Annotated in this window: 18 protein-coding genes; 3 read left to right on the forward strand and 15 right to left on the reverse strand. The window is 66.9% G+C overall.

The window, feature by feature from the left end:
- Both QCE63_RS27410 and gabT read right to left on the reverse strand, forming a co-directional pair.
- On the reverse strand, positions 1-762 hold a 762-nt coding region (locus tag QCE63_RS27410; RefSeq protein ID WP_309837563.1), incomplete at its 3' end, for an aldehyde dehydrogenase family protein.
- A 55-nt stretch (positions 763-817) separates the two neighbouring features.
- The gene (gabT, locus tag QCE63_RS27415) at positions 818-2,113 is read right to left on the reverse strand and encodes a 4-aminobutyrate--2-oxoglutarate transaminase (RefSeq protein WP_309837564.1); all 1,296 of its coding nucleotides are present in this window, start codon (positions 2,111-2,113) and stop codon (positions 818-820) included.
- Positions 2,114-2,259: 146 nt separating this feature from the next.
- Between gabT and QCE63_RS27420 the strand changes: the two genes are divergently transcribed.
- Positions 2,260-3,753, forward strand: coding sequence for a PLP-dependent aminotransferase family protein (locus tag QCE63_RS27420; RefSeq protein ID WP_309837566.1), 1,494 nt, complete (start codon positions 2,260-2,262; stop codon positions 3,751-3,753).
- Positions 3,754-3,858: 105 nt separating this feature from the next.
- On the opposite strand, the gene QCE63_RS27425 is transcribed toward QCE63_RS27420, so the two are convergent.
- From QCE63_RS27425 to QCE63_RS27445, 5 genes are all read right to left on the reverse strand, one after another.
- The gene (locus QCE63_RS27425) at positions 3,859-5,400 is read right to left on the reverse strand and encodes a methyl-accepting chemotaxis protein (RefSeq protein WP_309839276.1); all 1,542 of its coding nucleotides are present in this window, start codon (positions 5,398-5,400) and stop codon (positions 3,859-3,861) included.
- 156 nt (positions 5,401-5,556) lie between these two features.
- Positions 5,557-5,718 carry a hypothetical protein gene (locus QCE63_RS27430; RefSeq protein WP_309819430.1) on the reverse strand — a complete coding sequence of 54 codons (162 nt, stop codon included), beginning with the start codon at positions 5,716-5,718 and terminating at the stop codon, positions 5,557-5,559.
- 37 nt (positions 5,719-5,755) lie between these two features.
- Entirely contained in the window at positions 5,756-6,376 is a 621-nt protein-coding gene (locus QCE63_RS27435) for a glycosyltransferase family 9 protein (protein ID WP_309837568.1), read from the reverse strand.
- A gap of 328 nt (positions 6,377-6,704) precedes the next feature.
- The gene (locus QCE63_RS27440; protein WP_309837570.1) at positions 6,705-7,199 is read right to left on the reverse strand and encodes a hypothetical protein; all 495 of its coding nucleotides are present in this window, start codon (positions 7,197-7,199) and stop codon (positions 6,705-6,707) included.
- A gap of 157 nt (positions 7,200-7,356) precedes the next feature.
- The gene (locus QCE63_RS27445; protein WP_309837572.1) at positions 7,357-8,853 is read right to left on the reverse strand and encodes a UdgX family uracil-DNA binding protein; all 1,497 of its coding nucleotides are present in this window, start codon (positions 8,851-8,853) and stop codon (positions 7,357-7,359) included.
- A 222-nt stretch (positions 8,854-9,075) separates the two neighbouring features.
- Between QCE63_RS27445 and QCE63_RS27450 the strand changes: the two genes are divergently transcribed.
- On the forward strand, positions 9,076-9,786 hold the full coding sequence (locus QCE63_RS27450; protein ID WP_309837573.1) for a glycosyltransferase: 711 nt from the start codon (positions 9,076-9,078) through the stop codon (positions 9,784-9,786).
- On the opposite strand, the gene QCE63_RS27455 is transcribed toward QCE63_RS27450, so the two are convergent.
- From QCE63_RS27455 to QCE63_RS27490, 8 genes are all read right to left on the reverse strand, one after another.
- Positions 9,726-10,310 carry a hypothetical protein gene (locus tag QCE63_RS27455; RefSeq protein ID WP_309837574.1) on the reverse strand — a complete coding sequence of 195 codons (585 nt, stop codon included), beginning with the start codon at positions 10,308-10,310 and terminating at the stop codon, positions 9,726-9,728. The two genes, QCE63_RS27450 and QCE63_RS27455, sit on opposite strands and share 61 nt — an antisense overlap.
- A 331-nt stretch (positions 10,311-10,641) precedes the next feature.
- Positions 10,642-11,229, reverse strand: a complete 588-nt coding sequence (locus QCE63_RS27460) for a nucleotidyltransferase family protein (RefSeq protein WP_309837575.1) — start codon at positions 11,227-11,229, stop codon at positions 10,642-10,644.
- Positions 11,230-11,342: 113 nt separating this feature from the next.
- Positions 11,343-13,565 carry a xanthine dehydrogenase family protein molybdopterin-binding subunit gene (locus tag QCE63_RS27465; RefSeq protein ID WP_309837576.1) on the reverse strand — a complete coding sequence of 741 codons (2,223 nt, stop codon included), beginning with the start codon at positions 13,563-13,565 and terminating at the stop codon, positions 11,343-11,345.
- Positions 13,562-14,551, reverse strand: a complete 990-nt coding sequence (locus QCE63_RS27470) for a xanthine dehydrogenase family protein subunit M (RefSeq protein WP_309837577.1) — start codon at positions 14,549-14,551, stop codon at positions 13,562-13,564. Before QCE63_RS27470 ends, QCE63_RS27465 begins: the two co-directional genes overlap by 4 nt.
- A gap of 10 nt (positions 14,552-14,561) precedes the next feature.
- Positions 14,562-15,254, reverse strand: coding sequence for a 2Fe-2S iron-sulfur cluster-binding protein (locus tag QCE63_RS27475; protein ID WP_309837579.1), 693 nt, complete (start codon positions 15,252-15,254; stop codon positions 14,562-14,564).
- A 331-nt stretch (positions 15,255-15,585) separates the two neighbouring features.
- On the reverse strand, positions 15,586-15,837 hold the full coding sequence (locus QCE63_RS27480; protein ID WP_309837580.1) for a DUF4148 domain-containing protein: 252 nt from the start codon (positions 15,835-15,837) through the stop codon (positions 15,586-15,588).
- A 66-nt stretch (positions 15,838-15,903) separates the two neighbouring features.
- Entirely contained in the window at positions 15,904-16,419 is a 516-nt protein-coding gene (locus QCE63_RS27485) for an isochorismatase family protein (protein ID WP_309837582.1), read from the reverse strand.
- A gap of 4 nt (positions 16,420-16,423) precedes the next feature.
- Complete coding sequence (locus QCE63_RS27490) at positions 16,424-17,737, reverse strand: inositol monophosphatase (RefSeq protein WP_309837583.1); 1,314 nt, start codon at positions 17,735-17,737, stop codon at positions 16,424-16,426.
- Between the two features lie 90 nt (positions 17,738-17,827).
- Between QCE63_RS27490 and QCE63_RS27495 the strand changes: the two genes are divergently transcribed.
- On the forward strand, positions 17,828-18,253 hold the full coding sequence (locus tag QCE63_RS27495) for a GFA family protein (RefSeq protein WP_309837585.1): 426 nt from the start codon (positions 17,828-17,830) through the stop codon (positions 18,251-18,253).
- Positions 18,254-18,461: the final 208 nt, after the last annotated feature.

The following is an 18,461-nucleotide window of genomic DNA, read 5'->3' on the forward strand; positions in this document are numbered from 1 at the left end:
CTTGACCGTCGGCGCGCTCTGCGCCATCAGCAGTCGGCCCACGGCGGTGGAGCCGGTGAACGAGAGCTTGCGCACGATCGGATTGCCGGTCATTTCCTCACCGATGGCTTTCGGGTCGCCAGTGAGGATGCTCAGCACGCCCTTCGGAATGCCGGCGCGTTCAGCCAGCACGGCCATCGCGAAGGCTGAAAATGGAGTGGCTTCTGCTGGCTTCACGACGATCGGGCAACCGGCTGCGAGCGCCGGGCCGACCTTGCGCGTGATCATTGCCGCAGGGAAGTTCCATGGCGTGATCGCCGCACATACGCCGATAGGTTCCTTCGTCACGACGATGCGTTTGTCCGCTGCCGGAGTGGCGAGTGTGTCGCCGGCGACGCGCTTGCCTTCTTCCGCGAACCATTCGATGAACGACGCCGCGTAGCCGATTTCGCCCTTCGCTTCGGCGAGCGGCTTGCCTTGTTCGGTGGTGAGGATCAGCGCGAGGTCGTCGGCGTTTTCCGTCATCAGGTCGAACCAGCGACGCATGAGCGCCGCGCGTTCCTTTGCGGTTTTCTTGCGCCATGCGGGCCAGGCCGCGTTCGCTGCGTCGATCGCGCGGCGCGTTTCAATCGCACCCATCTTCGGCACGGCGCCGAGCGATTCACCTGTCGCGGGGTTCACCACGTCGAAGGTCGCGCCGTTGTCGGCCTGCTGCCATTCGCCGTCGATGTAGGCTGCGTGACGCAGCAGCGTCGGGTCTTTCAGTTGATCTTTCAAGCTCATTTCTGCGAATCCTTTTCGGTTGATCGGGAGCACATGTCGATTTTGCCTTCGATCGTCAAACCGTGGCGCCGACCGTTTCCGTCAGCACGTCTTCGAGGATGCCCAGCGCTTCGTCGAACACGTCGTTCTGGATCGTAAGCGGGAACAGGAAACGCACCACGTTCGAATACACGCCACACACCAGCAGCAGCAAGCCACGCTCCAGCGCGCGCGTCTGCACGCGCTTGGCGAAGGCGGCGTCGGCGTCATGCGTGCCGGGCTTGCAGAACTCCACGGCCACCATCGCGCCCGGGCCGCGCACGTCCGCGATCTGCGGGACGTCCGCCTTGAGCGCTTCCAGCTTTGCCTTCAGCTTGTCGCCGAGCGCGGCGCCGCGTTCGCACAGCTTTTCTCCGTCGATGATGTCGAGCACCGCGTGCGCCGCCGCCACCGCCAGCGGATTGCCCGCATAGGTGCCGCCAAGACCGCCGGGCGCGGCGGCGTCCATGATCTCCGCGCGGCCGACTACGCCCGACAGCGGCATGCCGCCCGCGAGCGACTTCGCGATGGTCATCAGATCCGGCGCGACGCCGCAGTGCTCCATCGCGAAGAGCTTGCCGGTGCGTGCGAAACCGGTCTGCACTTCATCGGCGATGAGCAGGATGCCGTGTTCGTCGCAGAGGCGGCGCAGGGCGCGCACGAATCCCACCGGCGCCTGATAGAAGCCGCCTTCGCCCTGCACGGGCTCGAAGATGATCGCGGCGACGCGCGCGGCTTCGATGTCGGCCTTGAAAAGATATTCGATGGCGCGCAGCGAGTCTTCCACCGAGACGCCGTGCAGCGGATTCGGGAACGGCGCGTGGAACACGTCCGACGGGAACGGCCCGAAGCCGATCTTGTACGGCGCGACCTTGCCCGTGAGCGCCATGCCCATCAGCGTGCGGCCGTGGAAGCCACCGGTGAACGCGATCACTCCGGGACGGCCGGTCGCGGCGCGCGCGATCTTCACGGCGTTCTCGACGGCTTCCGCGCCGGTCGTGAAGAACGCGGTCTTTTTCGGATACGCGCCGGGTGCGCGGGCGGAGATCTTCTCGGCGAGCGACACATACGACTCGTAAGGCACGATCTGATACGCGGTATGGGTGAAGCAGTCGAGCTGGGCGCGGATCGCCTCGACGATCTTCGGATGACGATGCCCGGTGTTGCAGACAGCGATGCCCGCCGCGAAGTCGATGAAGCGGCGGCCCTCGACGTCCCACAGTTCCGCGTTCTCGGCGCGCGCCGCGTAGAAATCGCACATGACGCCGACGCCGCGCGGGGTTGCGGCGTTCTTGCGGGCTTGCAGGTCTGCGTTCTTGACGGGGGTGCTCACGAGGGTCTCCTTGGACGGATGGGGCGCTTCGGCTGCGAGAGGGAAGTTCCGGCAGGCCAGATGGCCTGCGGCATGATTCGACGACTATAGTAATATTTGGCCCTCAAGTTCAGAGCCATTTCAATAAATCTATAGGGGCCAATCGGATGTCGAACCGTGCCAGCGTGCTGTCGGACTGGCTGGCCCAGCGCATCGAGCGGGGCAATGGTCAGCCGGTCTACCGGCAACTGCACCGGCTGCTTCAGCAGGCCATCCTCACGCGCGAGCTCGCGGCGGGCGCGAAGGTGCCGTCGTCGCGGCTGCTGGCGGCGGAATTGGGCATCGGGCGCAATACGGTGACGCAGGTCTACGAGCAGCTCGCCATCGAGGGTTACGTTTCGTCGGCGACGGGGCGCGGCACCTTCGTCACCGACGGCGCACCCGACGAAATCCTCTTCGACGATACGCCGCCCGCCGCCATGCCGTCTGCCATCCTTTCCGAGCAGCAGGCGCTTTCAACACGCGGTGCGCGGCTGATCGCGGGCGCGGGCGTCTCGAAGCGACAAGGCGGCGCATTCATGCCGGGCGTGCCGGACGTGTCGCGCTTTCCGTCGCGCGTGTGGAACCGGCTGCACGCGAAATACTGGCGTCGTCCGCAGCCCGATCTGCTGACGTATGCCCCCGGCGGCGGCCACGCCGGTCTGCGCCATGCGCTCGCGGACTATTTGCGCACGTCGCGGTCGGTGCGCTGCACGCCGGAACAGATTGTCGTGACGACCGGCATTCATCAGTCGATCGATCTCGCCACGCGCCTGCTCGCCGACGCCGGCGACACCATCTGGACCGAAGATCCCTGTTATTGGGGCGTGCGCAGCGTGCTCCAGGTGTCCGGGCTCGACCTGAAGGCGATCCCGGTCGATGCGGAAGGCATCGCGCCGACGCCTGCCGATCTCGCCGCGCCGCCCCGGTTGATGCTCGTCACGCCGTCGCACCAGTACCCGCTCGGCATGGTGATGAGCCTCGCGCGCCGCCGCATGCTGCTGGAATATGCGCGCCAGCATCGCTGCTGGATCATCGAGGACGATTACGACAGCGAGTTCCGCTACGGCAGCCGTCCGCTCGCCTCGCTGCAAGGCATGGACACGGGCGGGCAGGTGATCTATGTCGGCAGCTTCGGCAAGACGCTGTTTCCCGGATTGCGCGTGGGTTACGTGGTCGTGCCGGAAGCGCTCGCGGAGAGTTTCGCGACCGCGAGCGCCGAGTTGTATCGCGAGGGGCAGCTCTTGCAGCAGGCCGTGCTGGCCGAGTTCATCGAGCAGGGACACTTCACGTCGCATATCCGGCGCATGCGCGTACTGTACGGCCAGCGCCGCGACGTGATGCTCGCCACGATTGCCGCGCGTTATGGCGAGACGCTTGCCATCGCCGGTGGCGATGCCGGACTGCATCTGGTGCTCAGGCTGCCGAAGGACGTCGACGATCGCGCGGTGGCCGCGGCGGCGCTGGCCGCGAATATCGTCGTGCGGCCGCTGTCGGGGTATTACGCGCATCGGCCGGAGGCGGAATCGGGGCTGCTGATCGGCTATGCGTGCGTGCCGGATGAGGACATTGCGCCGGCGTTCGACGTGCTCGCGGACGTGATCGACCGCTTTTTGCGTTGAGCGCCGTCATGGCGTTCGAGCGCGATTTCACGGGCAAGCGTCGCGCGTCAGGCGCAAAAAAAAGGCGCACGACACGTCGTGCGCCTTTCACCACTTTCATGCGTCTCAGGCAGGCAGCCTGAAACTGCCGATTGCCTCGCGCAGCACATCCGCCTGATCCTTCAGCGAATGCGCGGCGGCCGCCGCCTGCTCGACCAGCGCGGCGTTCTGCTGCGTCACCTGGTCCATCTCGACCACCGCGCGATTCACCTGCTCGATGCCCGCGCTCTGCTCGCGCGATGCGTCGCTGATCTCGTCGAGAATCTCGTTCACGCGACGCACCGACTGGACGATCTCGCCCATCGTGGCCCCCGCGTTCGACACCAGCGAGGCGCCGCGTTGCACCGTCTGCGTCGAGGTCTCGATCAGCGCCTTGATTTCCTTGGCGGCCGTGGCGGAACGTTGCGCGAGGCTGCGCACTTCCGCCGCGACGACCGCGAAGCCGCGGCCCTGTTCGCCCGCCCGCGCCGCTTCCACGGCCGCGTTGAGCGCAAGGATATTGGTCTGGAACGCGATGCCGTCGATCACGCCGATGATGTCGCCAATCTGCCGCGAGCTGGCGGTGATGCGCGTCATGGTGTCGATCACGTCGTCGACGACGCCGCTGCCGCGCGTCGCCACGTCCGCGGCCTGCTCGGCGAGGCGCGCGGCCTGCGCGGCGCTTTCGGCGTTGTTCTTCACGTTGGCGGTCATCTCGTCCATGCTCGACGCGGTCTGCACGAGCGCGGCCGCCTGTTCCTCGGTGCGTTGCGACAGATCCGTGTTGCCCGCCGCGATCTCGGAGGCGCCGACGTTGATGTTCTCGGTGCCGTTGCGCACGCGCGAGACGGTTTCCACGAGCCCGCGCTGCATGGTGCCGAGCGCGTGCAGCAGGCTGGTGGTGTCGTCCGGATGCACGTGGACGGCGCTCGTCAGGTCGCCCCGCGCAATGCGGTGCGCCGCGCCGACCGCGAGTTCCAGCTCGCCGCCGAGATTGCGCCGGATGCTGCGCAGGACGATCAGCATCGCGGCCGTCGCGATGCCGCCGAGCACGGCTGTGATCGCGAGCCAGCGCAGCGCGCTTGCCCAGAAGGCGCTTTGCACGTCGTCCATGTACATGCCGGTGACGATGTACCAGTCCCACGGCGCGAAACGCTGCGAGTAGGACATCTTGCCGACCGGCTTGTCGTTGCCCGGCTTCGGCCAGAGGTAGCTGATGAAGCCGCCGCCGGGCTGATCGCCGGCCTTGACGATATCGACGAACAGGCGGTTGCCCGCCGGGTCCGTGTAGCTGGACAGGTCCTGTCCGTTCATTGCGGGCTTGATCGGATGCATCACCATTTTCGGACGCGAATCGTTGATCGAGAGGTAGCCGTCCGCGCCATAGCGGATGGCGCCGATCACGTCCAGCGCGCGTTTTTTTGCTTCTTCCTCGGGGAGGGTCTTGTCGGCCGCGAGCGCGGCGTAGTGCGCGGTGATGGCATGCGCTTCGTTGACGAGGGTCCTCAACTGTTCCTTGCGGTCCTCGATCATCGATGACCGGTTCTGCCACGCCCCGATGATCCCGATCGCGATCAAGCCGATCCACAGCACGGCGATCATCGAGCCGAGCTTCCTGTTCAACGTCATTCTGTTCATAGGTGCGCCTGCCGCCTCTTGGTATTGTCGGTTGCGACGGCGCATGCCGCCGCATGCCCGCTTTACGGCAGGCGCGGCGGCGTCATGAGGGCGGGGAAAACCCGCGGGTTCCCGCGTGCCGGGAACGCCAGGAACGCTCCGGCGCGTTCAGAAGCGGCGGATCGGGTCCTTGTCGGGCGGCGCGTCCGGATGCTGCGGCTCGTCCGGACGATGTCCCGGCGACGGCGGCGTCAGCGGATCGGCTTCCGGATCGCGGTTCGGGTCCGCGACAGGATCGGGAACGGGATTGGTCTGCAGGTCGATTTTCATGATGTGCCTCGAAAGACGGTGCGCGCGGACGGCCTCGTCACGCGGATTGGGGTGCGGCCGGCATGTGCAACGTGAAAGGCGCGCCCGGATGCGCGCCGCCCGCGTCGGAGAGAATGGCGCGGGCGTGCGCCGTGATGGCGTCGCTGGTCATATCGCGGGGATGCTCCGCCAGGACAAGATGCGGCGTGCCGAGCGCACGGGCCATCGCGACCGGCGACGCGTCCGACGAAGCCGCCGGCGCGGCGTCGTCCGACACCAGCAGGCGCGCATGGGCGATCAGGCGCGGCAGCACGCGCGGCGCGACCGCGCCCGCCAGGAACAGCGCAGCCGTCTGCATCGCGCCCAGCACGCCGGCCGTGCGCACGGGATCGGGCGCATCGCCGACGATGGCGATCTGCCAGCCATCGGCGGCGAGCTGGTCGGCGAGATCGGCGTAGCGCTCGGCGGGCCAGGCCGGCGGCGCGCCGTGACTGCCCGGATGGAGCAGCACCAGACGCTCCTCCTCGATGCCATGGAACGCGGCGAGCTCGTCGTATTCGGTGTCGGGCGGGAGGGCTGCATCGTCCGCGCGGGAACTGATGTGCGGCGCGCCCGGCGTGTCGGGCAGCAACGTCGGGATGAGTTCGTCGCTCATGATGGAAAGGGGATTGGCTCGCATCCTGGCTCCTGCAAGTGGCGTGGCCTCGTTGGATCGTCCGCAATGACGCGGTGGCGGGAGCGGGGCAAGCACCGTCCATGCCCGGGCGGGCACGTGCGGCGGCGTGTGCCGATGCCGATGCAAGCGCGCCGCGACGTGTACGGAGTGCAACGGCGCGCGTGACAGTCTGGCCGTCGAAGGCGGGGTTCTGACAGGTATTGAAGGAGCAGCGACGTCGCGCGTCAAGGCGCGTTGCTTGGCAAGGCGGGCGTCAGTCGTGAAAAAGCCGCCGCCTCGTCATCGCGAGGCGGCGGCTTTCCGGATGGTGTTGCGCGGCGGAGGCCGGGAATCAGGTTTCGGCGTTGCTGTCGTCGGCGGGCAGGGTTTTCGGCGTGAACGCTTCGGCGCGGCGGCGGATGCCTTCGATTTCGCCGGTCACGAAGGTACGGTTGTCGGCGGCGAGCGCTTCCTGATACGACGTGCCTTCGGGCACGCGGTGCAGCAAGGCGCGCAGCTCGCCCTGGGTGGTCTGCTCGACGGGTTCGTAGTCGTACAGGCCCAGCGAGAGTTCGGCGCGCTCATGCAGGATGAACAGGCAGGACGCGAACACGGCGACCGCGAGCACTTCCTGCACGCCGAAGCGGAATTCATGGGGCACCGGCGAGAACGGCAGCCACGCGATGAGCGCCGCACCGGCAAGCGCCACGGCGACGGTGAGATTCAACAGCCACTGTGCGCGGATGACGAGACGTTCGCGCTCGGTCTTCAGCTGCCCGGCCGATTTCGGCACGAGCGCCAGCAGCGATTGTTGACGGTGGAGTTCCTGGAGCGGGAGAGCGGCCATTTAAGTTGTGGTCGTAACCATCTGGTGAGCGCCGGGAGCGACGCGACACCGATATTAACGCGCGGCTTACAGGATCGTTGACGGCGCTTTCGTCTTGTTTCTCCTGTTGCTTCCTGTTGCACTTGAGCGCCTGGCGTTCGCGCGACGGAATGCGGCGTCAGCGTGCGCGTTCCTTGACCGGGGTGCGGATAGTCGCGGTGCCGTCGGCGATCTGCTGCGCGAACACCAGCGCCTCGACAATCGTCCCGAGCACTTCCGCGCGCACTTTTTCGTCGGTCAGGCGCAGCAGATACGACGGATGATAGGTCGGCACGATGATGCGCCCCTTGTGCTCGATGGTCTTGCCGAGATACTCCGACAGCGCCGTGCGATGCCCGGTGAGCGCCTTCAGCGCGGTGGCGCCCAGCGCGACGACCACTTTCGGCTCGATGCGCGCCAGTTCCTCGTCGAGCCAGAAGCGGCAGGCTTCGCGCTCACGCTGGGCGGGCGCGACGTGCGCGCGTTCGTCGCCGTGCGCTTCCCACTTGAAGTGCTTGACCGCGTTGGTCAGATAGAGCGATTCGCGCGCGAGCGACGCCTCGGCGATCGCTTCGTCGAGCAGCTTGCCCGACGGGCCGACAAACGGCTTGCCCTCAAGGTCTTCCTGGTCGCCCGGCTGTTCGCCGACCAGCATCACGCGCGCGCCGGCCGGCCCGATGCCCGGCACCGGCTGCGTGGCGTTGCGCCAGAGCGCGCAGCGCCGGCAGGCATCGAGCGACGGCGGCGCGGTCAGGATCGTGCCCTTCACCGGCTCCCGGTCCGTATTGAGCGCCACTTCCATGTCGGACGGCACGTTGCGCGGATGCTCGTCGCGCCGCGAGTACGGGTCGGCGCGGGCAATCAGCGCGGGATCGGCGCGTTCGTTCGACGGACTTTTCCAGTAGCGCACCGGCATGTGCGAGGCCATTTCAGCGGCATTCGCCTGGGCCGGCGCGAAGGTGCTTTCGTAGTACGCGAGCCAGAGCGCCTCGATGGCGTCGCCGCTGACCGCCTCGCCGCTCATGGCGGTGTCGCCGAAGTCCATCGGCTTTTCTTCCGGCTCGCTCGTGCGGTCGACGCGCAGCAGCGCGCCGTCCCAGAAGGCGGCGCCGTGCGGCGTGGCGATCATCCAGGTGGCGCTGCCCATGCGGGTGGCGAAATGCATGGCGGCATGCTCCAGCAGATCGTGCACGGGCTCGAACCAGCTGATGAACTCCGGCGGCCCGAGCGACGAGTCGCGATGCCTGAAGCGCAGCACGCGGCGCATTGTGTTTTCCTCGGCTTCGACCGCTTCGATCATCCGGTGCAGGCGCAGGCCGTCGGCATCCTCCCGGGACGCGATGGCGCGGTCGCCCTGGGTCCAGCGCCACAGCGCCTTGTACAGGAACGGCCAGCGATCCGGCGCGCGATAGCACGCGGCCGTCTCCAGCATCGTGAGAAATTCGCGGGCGATCCTGACCGGCTGCTTCGCGTCTGGACCCGTGGCGCCGGGCGGCGACTGGATCGTGCCGAACACCGTGGCCGACGCGTCCGATTCGCACCAGAGCACCTCCTCGGGGCGCAAGCCTTCCATGAGGAGATTGCGTGATTCGGTACGCCACGCGGCAAACGACGGATCAAGGATGACGCTTTTCATCGGCGAACGGGATCGTAAAAGTACTGTATATCCATACATTATTCTAGCGATGACCATTGGCTTGAGGCAACTATTTGGAGACGATCGTGCCCTTTGCTGATCCTGCGCCCAGACTGGGTACGGCCATGGGTACGGTCATTGCTGAAATTGATCTGTCGCGGCGTTCGATTGTTTTTTCGACGTTTGGGCTTGCCGCGCCACCGATCAACCCACGGAGCCGTCATGCTGGCCATCATCATTCCTGCCCACAACGAAGCCGCGCATATTGGCGCCAGCGTGGCGGCCGCATGCCGCGCCGCGACGTGTCATCAACTGTCCGGCGAACCGGCGCGCGTAATCGTCGTGCTCGACAGCTGCACCGACCAGACCGGCGACATTGCGCTCGCGCACGGCGCGCAGGTGGTCTCGATCGATGCCCGCAATGTCGGCCGGGCGCGCGCTCACGGCGCGGCGCTTGCGCTCGAGTGGGGCGCGCGCTGGCTGGCCTTCACGGATGCCGACACGACGGTCGCGGAAGACTGGCTCGTGCGGCAGCTCGACTGTCATGCCGATGCCGTCTGCGGCGTGATCGGCGTACACGACTGGTCGCCGCATATCCACGCCGTGCGGGAGCACTTCGGGCGTACCTACATGGATGCGGATGGCCATCGGCATATCCATGGCGCGAATCTCGGCGTGTCGGCGCAGGCTTATCTGCGCGCGGGCGGTTTTCCGCCGCTGGAATCGAGCGAGGACGTGGCGCTGGTGGAAGCGCTGATGGCGAGCGGCGCGAAGATTGAATGGAGCGCGATGCCGCGCGTGGTGACGAGCGCAAGGTTGGACTTCCGTGCGCAAAAGGGCTTCGGCGCGACCTTGCTCGAGGTCAGCAAGCGCTATCTGCCAGCGGCGTCCGATGCCGGCGATTCAAACGATGCCGCGCCGATTGCGGCCTGAGGAAGCAGCGCCGCCTGATCTTCAGGTTTCGCTCTGAAGGCCGCTTGATGCTTGTCCCTCATGACCGTACCGGTGAGGAACGCCGTGAGCACGCTGACGAGCAGCGTGACCGCAACCGCGATGGCGACGCCATCATGCTCTTCTTGCGCAAGCTTGTAGACGAGACCAAAACCGATCAGCACGAGGATGCCCGCGATGAACTGCGCGCGCGCGTCCTTGCAAATGGAGTCTCGCGCGTTCATGGATTCCATGTGCCGCGTGTGCTGACCGTTCATCTGAAACTCCTCGACGATCATTCGACCTGCGCCCGGCACGATCCGGTCGTACTGCGCAAGATACTCGGGCGACGGCATGGGTCCGCGAAAAATTGAATGTGCCTGGACCGCGACCATGACCGAGGCCGGACTTGACGCCTGGCCCGGCGACAGATCCAGTCCAGGCACCGGTTCAGCTCTCTCGCTCCGAGCCGCTTGCGCGACGTAGCGAATGCGCGTCTCCTCAGCGGTTTCGTTGACGCTGTCCATAGCCGTTCAAGGTTCTGTCGAAGTCCGACATGGTTCTGTTCCACGCGTCGTCCATCATCTCGGCAGGCGACTTGCGCGGACGATTGGCCAGGTAATCGGTACGCGGATAAATGGAAAAAACGGAGGCGAACGCGTTTGCCACGCGCCGCATTTCGCGCCGGATTGTCATGTGATGCTCCCCTCCACAAAGGTGTGCGCCGCGCCGCCGGAATGCCGCGCGATTGAAATTGATCTTACCATTTGATAAACGGTGCGAATCAATTCAGCCGAATGGCCAAGCGCTTTTCAGACAACCCGACAGCGCGTGCGCCTACCCCGGCGCAGCATCGCTTCAGACGGCTCCGAGATCGCCGGGCACATCGATGTCGCGCAATACGTTCGGGTCGCCGGCCTCCACGATGAAAGGCTCGTGCAGGGCGAAGAGTCCACGCGCGCCGGCGTCGCCGTCGAGCGCCATGAGCGCGTCCCGATGCGCCAGACCGAAGCCCACCGGGTGCCCACGCTGTCCACGATAGCCGGGCGCGACCAGGGGCTCGCCGCCGTCGAGTGCGCGGGCGACGGCTTCGTAAGTCGTGGCTTCGATCCACGGCATGTCGCCCAGCGCAACGAGCCAGCCGTCGGATTCCGACGTGGCGCGCACGGCCGCGGCGAGCGTGGCGCCCATGCCGCGTTCGGCGTCGATGCTGAAGATGACGCCGCAGCCTGCTTCGTTCAACACGTCGGCCAGTTTCTCCGCACCGGGCCGCACGACGGCGATGACTTCCGCCGCCACCGCCAGCAGCCGCCGCGCTGACTGGAACACCACCGGCGTGCCGTTGGGCAATGGCGCGAGCAGCTTGTTGTGAATGCCGGAGGGATCGAAGCGGGTGCCCAGGCCCGCCGCCAGCAGGATGCCGGTCGCGCTCGACGAATAGGTCATCGCGGCTGCTCTCAGGGAAATTGAACGGCGATTGTGCGGCGCATCGAAGTGCGCCGCAAGCTTAAAAAAATGCGCGGCGGCTCAACGGTGCCGCCGCGCATTTCGTTACACCGTCACGCCTGAATCGAAGGCAGGAGCGTATCGAGCGTGATCGGCAGGTCGCGCACGCGCACGCCCGTTGCGTGATATACCGCGTTGCCGAGCGCGCCCGCCACGCCCGTAATGCCGATCTCCCCAATGCCGCGCACGCCGAGCGGATTGATCAGCGGATCGGGATGCTCGACAAAAGCAATGTCGAGCACGCCGATATCCGCATTCACCGGCACGTGATACTCGGCGAGGTTGGCGTTCGTATAGCGGCCATAGCGTGCATCGAGCTCGCCCTTTTCCATCAGCGCCGAGCCGACGCCCCACACGATGCCGCCCATCAACTGGCTGTGCGCGGTTTTCCGGTTGAGCAGCGTGCCGACGTCATACACGCCGACGATGCGCGGCACACGGATGATGCCCAGTTCGGCATCGACGTGCACTTCCGCGAACACCGCGCCGAAGGAGTGGAACGCGGCCTGCTTTTTCTCGTCGCCGGGGCGCGTGGTGGCGAGCGCCTCGATGGCCTTGCCGCCGTTGCGCGCGATGACCGCCGCCGCCGGATCGCGCCGTTCGGGATTCGACAGGCTCACGACCCAGCCGTTGTTCACCGTGACATCCTCGCGCGCCAGGCCTGCGACGGGCGAGCCTTGATCCGCGAGCGCCATCGCGATGAGTTGGTCGCGCGCCTGCAACGACGCCGCCCGCACCGCCGGCGACACGCTCGCCGCCGACTGCGAGCCGCCCGACACCGGCGCTTTCGGCAGCGAGGAATCGCCGAGTGCGAAGCGCACGTAATCGGGCGGAAAACCGAGCGCGTCGGCGGCCACCTGCGTCATGACCGTGTAGGTGCCGGTGCCGAGATCCTGCGTGCCCGAGGCGACCATCGCGGTGCCGTCCGGCAGGATGCGCGCGACCGCCGATGCCTCGCTGCGGTTCGCCGGATACGTCGCCGTGGCCACGCCCCAGCCGATCAGCGTATTGCCTTCGCGCATCGAACGCGGCGCGCTCTGGCGGCGTGCCCAGCCGAAGGTGTCGGCGCCGCGCTGGTAGCACTCCAGCAGCGACTTCTCCGACCACGGCTTCTTCTCCTGCGGCTCCATGTTGGCGTGGTTCTTCACGCGGAACGCGAGCGGGTCCATCTTCAGCTGATACGCCATCTCGTCGATAGCCGTTTCGAGCGCGAACGAGCCGCTCGTCTCGCCTGGCGCGCGCATGAAAGTCGGCGTGCCGATGTCGAGCTTCACCAGCTTGTGCGAGGTCGACTGGTTCGGCACCGCGTACAGCATGCGCGTGACGATGGCCGAGCTCTCGGTCCAGTCCTCGAAGGTCGAGGTCGTGGAGATCACGTCGTGACGCATGCCGGTCATGACACCGTCGTCGCGTGCGCTGATCTGGATGCGTTGCTCGGTGAAGGGCCGGTTGCCGATCATGCCGAACATCTGCGGCCGCGTCAGCACGAGCTTCACGGGCCGCCCGGTCTGCTTCGACGCCATCGCGGCCAGCACGACATGCGACCAGACCGAGCCCTTGCAGCCGAAGCCGCCGCCGACGAACGGACAGATCACGCGCACGTTGTCATCGGCGATGCCGAAGAACTTCGCGACCGCGCTGCGCGCGCCGGAGACGCCCTGGGTCGCGTCGTAGAGCGTGAGCTTCGGGCCGTCCCAGCGGGCGAGCGTGGCGTGCGGCTCCATCGGATTGTGATGTTCGTAGGGCGTCGTGTAGACCGCGTTCAGACGCGTCGGGCCTTGCCGCAAGCCGGCTTCGACGTCGCCGCGCTGTGTCGTGATCGCGCGGCCCATCATTTTCTCCGGCTGATAGGCCTGAGACTTCGCGCGCCCGAAATCGGCGTTGGGCATGGCCGCCTCGTAACGCACGTCGACGTAACGCGCCGCGTCCTGCGCATGTTCCAGCGAATCCGCGACAACGACCGCCACCGGCTCGTTGCTGTAGCGCACTTCGTTGGTTTGCAGCAGCGTGAGCTTGCGCACGGCGGGCGGTTGCGCATCGGGGACGCCATTGTTGGGCAGGCGCATCGCGTTCTGGTACGTCATCACGAGCAGCACGCCGGGCATCGACTGCGCGCGGTTCGTATCGATCGACGCGATGCGGCCGCGCGCCACCGTACTCGTGACGAGCACCGCGTGGGCGAGCTTGGCGTCGGTGTTGTCGGCGCTGTAGCGGGCCTGGCCGGTGACCTTGAGCACGCCGTCGGTACGGTCGAGCGGTTTTCCAATGACAGTCATGCGACACCTCCGGCCTGTTGAACGGCGCGCACGATTACGCGTTGCGCGAGCGCGACCTTGAACGCGTTGTCGCGCTGCGGCTGCGCGCCCTGCACGGCGAGCGCGGCGGCCGCTTGCAGCGTGGCCGGATCGAGCGGCTTTCCGGCGAGCGCCTGTTCGGCCGCAATGGCGCGCCACGGCTTGTGCGCGACACCGCCCAGCGCGATGCGCGCCTGGCGAACGGTGTTGCCGTCCATCTGCAATGCTGCCGCGACGGACACCAGCGCGAACGCGTAGCTCGCGCGGTCACGCACTTTCAGGTACTTCGAATGCCCGGCGAACAGCGGCGGCGGCAGATCGACGGAAGTGATCAGCTCGCCGGGCTGCAAGGTGGTATCGAGATCGGGCCGCTCGCCCGGCAGCCGATGAAACTCCGCAAACGGAATGGCCCGTTCGCCGTTCGGACCCGTGACGCGCACGACGGCGTCCAGCGCGGCGAGCGCGACGCTCATGTCGGAGGGATTCGTCGCGATGCATTGACGGCTCGCGCCAAGAATCGCGTGCATGCGGTTATGGCCGTCGAGCGCCGCGCAGCCGCTGCCCGGCGTGCGCTTGTTGCACTGGGGAAAGCCGGGGTCGTAGAAATACGAACAGCGCGTGCGCTGCATCAGGTTGCCGCCGACCGTTGCCATGTTGCGCAACTGCGCCGAGGCTCCAGCAAGCAGCGCCTGCGACAGCAGCGGATAGCGCTCGCGCACCCACGCGTGATTCGCGGCGTCGCTGTTGCGCGCGAGCGCGCCGATGCGCAGACCGCCGTCGGGTAGCGTGCTGACGCCGTCGAGCGCGGCGATGTGCGTGATGTCGACGAGTTTCATCGGCCGCATCACGCCGCCTTTCATGAGATCGAGCAGGTTGGTGCCGCCGCCGATGAACATCGTGCCGGGCTGGCTCGCCGCCTGCAGCGCCGTGCCGATGTCGGCGGCGCGTTGATAGGAGATCGCGTCCATGTGCGTCTCCTCAGGCATTGCCGGACGCGACCGACTTCACCGCCGCGACGATGTTCGGATACGCGCCGCAGCGGCAGATGTTGCCGCTCATGCGCTCGCGGATCTCGTCGTCGGACAGCTGCGCGGGGCGGAAGCGGACGTCGGCCGTGACCGCGCTGGCGTCGCCGGCGCGGTATTCGGCGATGAGCGCCGTCGCCGAGCACAACTGCCCGGGCGTACAGTAGCCGCACTGAAAGGCGTCCTTCTCGATGAACGCGCGCTGGATCGGCGCGAGCGTGTCGCCGTCGGGCGCGAGTCCTTCGACGGTGGTGACGGACTCGCCATCGTGCATCACCGCGAGCGTCAGGCACGAGTTGATGCGCCGGCCCGACACCATCACCGTGCAGGCGCCGCACTGGCCGCGGTCGCAGCCCTTCTTCGTGCCGGTGAGGCCCGCGTATTCGCGCAACGCATCGAGCAGTGTGGTGCGCGCCTCGACTTGCAGTTCGTAGGGATGACCGTTGATGGTCAGCGTGACGGGCATCGTCGGCACGGCGGCGGGCGGCAGGGGCGCCGGGGCCGGTGCGGCGGCCTGTTGCTGGGCGTGTGCGAGCGGCGCGGCGCTGACGGCGGCGGCCGCCGCGGCCGACTGCAGGAAGCGCCGGCGCGATGGTTGCTGCGCGGTTTCGCTGGCGTCGTGGGAAGGGGTATTGGCTGGGGACATGGCGATTCGATGCTCCTCGCTCGTTCGGAAGGATGCCTGCACAGTCTCCAGTTTTCATGAAGGCATTCGCCCGCGGCGGAACGCGACATCGTGCGCCGGGTGTTCGAGTGCTGTGCGGTGCATGGGATGCGCGGGGCGTGCGCCCGTTCGTCCGTGATCGAACGTTCGACTCCGCGACGGCTCGCAATCAGCAAGTACGGTGCCATGCGATCCGTGACGGACCTGCCGTACCAAAGCGCCAGTGAAAGCGCGTAATTGCTGCACGCACCGGTAAATCCGGCACATCACATCATCAGGAAGATGGCGAAATTGCCAGTTTCGTGCGTGACGCTCAACGTCCGGGTGGATTGCCGTAACGAGAAATGCTGCCGTCGGCACGGGCTTGGGCGAGCGCCGCGCGGACTTGCGCCCGGGTGAGCGGAGCGCTCGGAGGCGTGACCTCTGGCTGCGTCTGCGTCTGCGCTTGTGTTTGTGGTGGCGTCTGCGTCTGCGTCTGCGGAGGCGCGCCGTCATGGGTCTGCGCCGCGGCGTGGACGGCAAGCAGGCAGCCGGCACACAAGGCCGGGCGAATGGCGAGATTCATGGCGCGCTCCTTCAAGACGACTTCGTGCAACGGCCAGGCGAGCAGCAGAGCGCCATGGTCGCACGGTCACTTGATCAGCGCGAGCGTCTCCCTGAAACGTGGATGCACATGGCTGCCGAGCCAGCCGAAGACCGTGGTTTCGACCGTCGTGAGCCGCGCGCCTTCCTGCTGCGATCGCGCCAGTGCCATGGCGCGATCGGCGGGACGGCGCGACGCCACGGCATCCGCCACATACTCCACGCGATAACCCAGCCGCAGCAATCCCAGCACGGTCAGCAGCACACAAACATGGGCTTCGGCGCCAGCGACCCACAGCGGGCCGGGCGCAGGCGGCAGCGCGGCAACGAAGTCCGGTGCAAGCGTGGCGTCGAAGGTTTGTTTCTCGATACGGCGGCCCGCACCGCAATGCGCCAGCAAGGCATCCACCGTCCCGCCGATGCCGCGCGGATTCTGTTCCGTGACCAGCACCGGCATATCGAGCAACTGCGCCGCGCGCACGAGCGTCGCGACGCGGCGGGTCAGCTGCTCGCCGCCGTCGAGATGCGGCAGCAGCCGCGCCTGCATGTCGATGACGACGAGCACGGCATCAGGCCTCGCTTTCCATGATGCGGTCGATCAGCCGCGCGTTCTCGCCCGCCGAGCCGATGCCGGCATGCCGCGCCATCGGCACGAAGAAATGCGTGGCGATGGGCAGCTTTGAGCGTTCGAGCCAGCCCGTCAGATGCGTGGCGAGGCGCCGCGCAGGCGCCTTCAGTTCCTCGCGCAGCACGGCGGGCAGCGTGTCGAAGTGGCGCATGTCCGTCTGATACGGCTCCGGTGCGACGCACAGCGCGTTCGGCCGGCCATCGACATCGACGGGCAGCCGTTCCAGCGCCTGATGCAGCAGCGCGACGCCGAGCCCTTCGCCGCGCCACGGCTTGCGCACTTCCCACAAGCCGATGTAGATCACGCGATGCGCGTTGAACACCTCGCAGAGCTTCTCGGGACCGAGCGCCTCGGTGGCGGCGAGCGCGAGCGACAGCATCTCGCCGGAGTAGGTATCGAGCGTATAGACGAGGTCGGCGCTGCTCTGCAACGGCGGCACCTTGACCAGTTGCAGTTTGACCGCCGCCGCGACGATGTCGCTGCCCGCTTCATGAAACACCGCGAAGGCCGTGCCGAGCCGCTCGTCGTCCACTTGCGGATACTCGTGGCGATAGGTCATCGTGAAGAGAAACGGCCCGATCTTCTCGCGATACGCAAGCGGCCGGTCCACGTCATACACGTCCGTGCCGTCGAGGCCGTAGGGATCGTAAGCGCGCTTCTCGCGCCGGGCGCCGTCCTGCGCCAGCGCGGCGAGCGGGCGGCGCGACTCGGGCACGAGATCTTCCGGCAGGCCTTCCCACGTCAGCCGAAGGAACTCGCGGCCGCCGCGATAGTGCGTCTCGAACAGCGACAGGACGGGATCGGCCGCCACCGGCTCCAGGATGCGCTGCGCGCATTCGGCGGCGCGGTCGAGCAACTGGTCGGCTTCGGCGGGATCGGGCGCGAGGTGCGGCTCGTTGCCGTCCGGCGTGGCGGGCAGGCCGCGCCCGAGGCGCTCCTTGTGTGCCTGTTCGAGCCATTCGTCGGCGGCCCGTTCGGCGATGAAACCCGCCGCGATCCGGTCACCCGTCAGCACGATCGACTGACCGGTTTGCCCGAGCGGAAACACGTAGGCGTCGTTCATGACGTCGTCGATCGTCACGCTACGGAAGGTTTCGCGCGGCGCGTGCGTCTGGGCGTCGGTGTCGAAACGGCTGTGCGAGAGAACGTGAGCGACGAGGTCGGTGGCGGCCGGACCGAAGTCCGATCCGGCGCCGGGAAGAAGCTTCAGAAGGGACAAGGTGCGGGTGCTGCCGGCCGTGCTCGCTGTGCTCATGAGTGCCATCTCCGATCGTGAAGGGTTATCGTAACAAACCAAAGGGCGCGGCAGGCGCGCCGGTGCAACGATCATTCCCGGGAGAGCACGATGAATGTCAAGCAGCGCGACGAAACGAATCCAACGGTTCACGAGGGCGGTTGCGCATGCGGCGCGTTCCGCTTTCGCGTGACAGCTTCGCACAAGCGGGTCGGCATGTGTCACTGCATGACATGCCGGCAGGTGCACGGGTCGGCCTTCGGCGCCTACGTGATCTATGCGCGCGGCAATGTGACGATGAGCGGCAGCGTATCGACCTGGCAGAGTTCCGAACAGGGGCGGCGGCATTTCTGTCCGGTGTGCGGCTCGGTGGCGTATATGGAATACGTGTCGCGCGACGAAATCGATCTGCCGCTCGGCGCATTCGATCAGACCGGCGTGTTCGAGCCAGACTACGAGTTGTGGTGCAGGCATCGCGAGCCGTGGCTGCAGCAAGGCGCGCGGCCCGAGTATGAGGAAGAGCGGCCGTCGCACTGACCGCGGGCTCAAGCGCTGCCGGGATCCCGCATACGGGGACATCGTTTGTCTCACTGGAACTGCATGCTCTCGCCAACGGTCCGAGCAATTGCATTCGCGCCGGGAAAATAAGACGATGAGCGACGTGCATACAGCGCATCGCAATACGCGCCGGCCGGGCGAAAGCAGCAAGATCGGGCACCTGTGAACGGCAAGGCCAACGAGGAGG

It is taken from the genome of Caballeronia sp. LZ065 (genome assembly GCF_031450975.1).
Lineage (GTDB): Bacteria > Pseudomonadota > Gammaproteobacteria > Burkholderiales > Burkholderiaceae > Caballeronia.